Source organism: Mycobacterium sp., from assembly GCF_032162105.1.
Classification (GTDB): domain Bacteria; phylum Actinomycetota; class Actinomycetes; order Mycobacteriales; family Mycobacteriaceae; genus Mycobacterium.
Map to the genome: position 1 here is coordinate 1 of NZ_JAVRPS010000534.1, position 2,884 is coordinate 2,884.

The 2,884-nt window shown below is 65.2% G+C and carries 3 protein-coding genes and 1 pseudogene; 2 read left to right on the forward strand and 2 right to left on the reverse strand.

Annotated features, from left to right (window positions below; all coding sequences use genetic code 11):
- Nucleotides 1-415, reverse strand: a pseudogene (locus tag QOC69_RS27420) (hypothetical protein); the annotation flags it as partial.
- Between the two features lie 258 nt (nt 416-673).
- Here QOC69_RS27420 and QOC69_RS27425 point away from each other — a divergent pair.
- Together QOC69_RS27425 and QOC69_RS27430 are read left to right on the forward strand one after the other, a co-directional pair.
- The gene (locus tag QOC69_RS27425; protein ID WP_526445617.1) at nt 674-1,198 is read left to right on the forward strand and encodes a hypothetical protein; all 525 of its coding nucleotides are present in this window, start codon (nt 674-676) and stop codon (nt 1,196-1,198) included.
- Between the two features lie 131 nt (nt 1,199-1,329).
- Complete coding sequence (locus QOC69_RS27430) at nt 1,330-2,745, forward strand: sensor histidine kinase (RefSeq protein WP_526445622.1); 1,416 nt, start codon at nt 1,330-1,332, stop codon at nt 2,743-2,745.
- Here QOC69_RS27430 and QOC69_RS27435 read toward each other — a convergent pair.
- A partial coding sequence (locus QOC69_RS27435) for a winged helix-turn-helix domain-containing protein (protein WP_526445619.1) occupies nt 2,680-2,884 on the reverse strand: 205 nt, incomplete at its 5' end. The genes QOC69_RS27430 and QOC69_RS27435 overlap by 66 nt on opposite strands.

Genomic DNA, 2,884 nt, shown 5'->3' on the forward strand with positions numbered 1-2,884 from the left:
GGAGGTGCGCCTGCACCGCCGACGAGCGCACCAGAGCGACGCCGACGACGATGCTGCGGTGCAAGGGATCTGGCTGCGTGACCGCGGTGTACACCACGGGAGGGCCGCCTGGCACCCTGACCACGGCATGCCAGCCAGCATTGTCCGCGGTATGCGCCAGGGTCGGCAGGCCCGGATAACCGGGTCCTGCACCGGGGCCGTTGGCCCTGGACCCGGCCACGGTCACCGACGCAGGATCGGGCGGGGTGTCGGAGGGCGCGGAGCGCGTATAGAGCCAGGTCTCGACCTGGTCCAGCGCTGGACCCATACCGACCGCGCGAAGGAGGGTCGACGTCTTGTCCTGCCAGGTGGCGTAACCGGGCGCCACCGCCATCTGAACGAACAGTGTCCCCATGAACACCGTTGAAGCGATCACTACCAATGCTGCGCCGCAGGCCGTCCATCGCTGGCCACGACGCGCGCCGGTGCGCGGGCCCGCGTGGCTGCGATGTGCCGCGTGCCGACCGCTTCTCACCATGGCATCAGGGTCGGCCGCCACCGCTGAAATTCCGCTGAGGACGGCAAGCGCCGACGGCGGGGACTACGTCGCCTTACCCGCGGAATGAGTTCTCAGTGGATCTTCAGGCGGTGCGGTACAGACTAATGTCGAACGCGGGAGGTGGTCGTGCCGCGGATGACGGTGTTCGATGGCGTGACGCAGATGACTCACGACCACAACCCGACTGGGTGCCCGAGCCGCCACGCGACGAATGACATTGCAGAACATAACTTTTGGAAACTTGCCTCGGTCGTCATTGTGATCGGAATCGCGCTTGCACTTGTGGCGTGCGCCGGCGCGCCGCCCGCAGGTGACGGCAAGCCTGCGGATCGGTCGTCCCAGCCAACCACGGCCGTGCGGTATTCGCTCGGTGTCGGCGGCGGCGACTGCCCGCCAGACGTCGCGTTCTACCATTCGCGGGGATCGACCAACACGATCGAACTAGGAATAGTCGCCTCGTCAGGCCAAATCGTCTCCTATTCCGTCGAGTCGAACGACCCGGTCTACGACGGCCGCCGCGATCAGGCCCTGGTGGCGGCCGGCGAAAACGGCCATACGTTCGCCATCGACGTCCCAATCTCTGCCGTGGTTTCCGTGTCGGTTTTCGCGTCGGGGTATGCAGACGAACGGGGCGGATCATGTAGAGCCGCAGCCCTGTAGACATGGCGGGCAGACCGCTGGTCGTGGTCGTCTTCACCGTCGCATCGACAGCTGCGCTGAAGGAACGCTGAAGGCTGTGTTCGGCGGGAAACGCTGAGGTTCACACTGAACAGGTGAAGACGTCACTGTCGATGCTGGCCTCCCCATCGCAGTGGACGGTCCGCACCCGGACCACCGTTGCCGCGACCGTGGTCGTGACGCTGTGCCTGATGCTCGCCGGTGGCGCCCTCCTGGTGGTTCTATTCCAATCACTGGCGACCTCGGCGAAGTCGACGGCCGACGCTCGAGCCGATCAGGTAGTCGAACAGCTGAGGACCGAGCCGGCAGCAGATCTCGACCGAGCGATGCTGGCCACCGATAGCCAGGTGGGCATGGTGCAGGTCGTCGATCGCAGTGGGAAGATCACTAATGCATCGGCGGGCAGCCCCAACCTGCCGGTGTCATCGGCGCAGATTGCACCGGGATCGCGGACGTCTCTCGGACGGATAGCGCTCAGTGCCAACGACGACTTCTGGGTCATCGGGGCTGGAGCGCAGACGCCCTCAGGGCCGGTAACGGTTCTGGTCGGAGCAGATCGTGAACCCGTCGAGACTGTTGCTACGACGGTCGCCGTACTCTTGGCGATCAGTGGTCCGATCGTGGTGGCGCTGGTGGTCTTCGGGACCTATCGGTTGGTGGGCATAGCGCTGCAGCCCGTCGAGCGCATTCGAGCGCGAGTGTCATCGGTGACCAGTGGCAAGCTCGATGAACGGATTCCGGTACCGCCGGCCGACGATGAGGTGGGCAGACTGGCGGTGACGATGAACGACATGCTGGACCGGCTCGAGTCCGGCCAGACAGCTCAGCGGCGGTTCGTCAGCGATGCGTCGCACGAGCTGAGAAGTCCACTCTCTACGATCATCGCGGCACTTGAACTCGCCCACGGCCGTCCCGAGTTCCTCGACCAGGCGGTCATCGACGAGTCGCTGCTCCCGGAAGCTCACCGGATGCGACGTCTGGTGGAAGACCTGCTGCTGCTGGCGCGCGCCGATGAGCACACCGATGTTCACGTTGCGATCGACGTGGATCTCGACGACATCGTGTACGCCGAAGCGGATCGCGTTCGCGCTATCACTGGCTTGCACGTAACCACCGAGATCAGCCACGTTCGGGTGAGCGGCGATCCGCGGGCCCTCTCACGACTGGTGCGAAACCTCGTCGACAACGCAATCCGTTACGGGCACAGTGGTATTCGACTTCAATGTGCGCCGGTAGCTGCCCGGGCCCAGATCGTCGTCGCCGACGACGGTCCGGGCATACCGGTGGCGGACCGACGTCGGATATTCGACCGCTTCGTCCGCCTGGATTCGCCAAGGACCCGCGAGTCCGGGGGCGCAGGCCTCGGGTTGTCCATCGTGGCCCAGATCGCGGACGCGCATCACGGCACGGTCACCGTCGGCGAGTCATCCAGCGGGGGAGCGCGATTCGTCGTCCGTTTACCGCTACTCGTCGACGAGCCGGTATCCGACACCGCGCACCGTCTCGATGACCTGACCCGAGAGCGGTAAGCCGATCTTTCGCCGCAGGTAACCGATGTAGACCTCGACGATGTTGTCGTCACCGTCGAAGTTCGTGTCCCACACCGACCGGACGATCTCGGCCTTGGTGACGACAGTGCCGCGGTGGCGCATCAGAAACTCCAGGACG

What these genes read in the sequence shown, in the direction of transcription:
- QOC69_RS27425 (WP_526445617.1), top strand. Translation starts at nt 674, where the DNA reads ATGACGGTGTTCGATGGCGTGACGCAGATGACTCACGACCACAACCCG.
- QOC69_RS27430 (WP_526445622.1), top strand. Translation starts at nt 1,330, where the DNA reads ATGCTGGCCTCCCCATCGCAGTGGACGGTCCGCACCCGGACCACCGTT.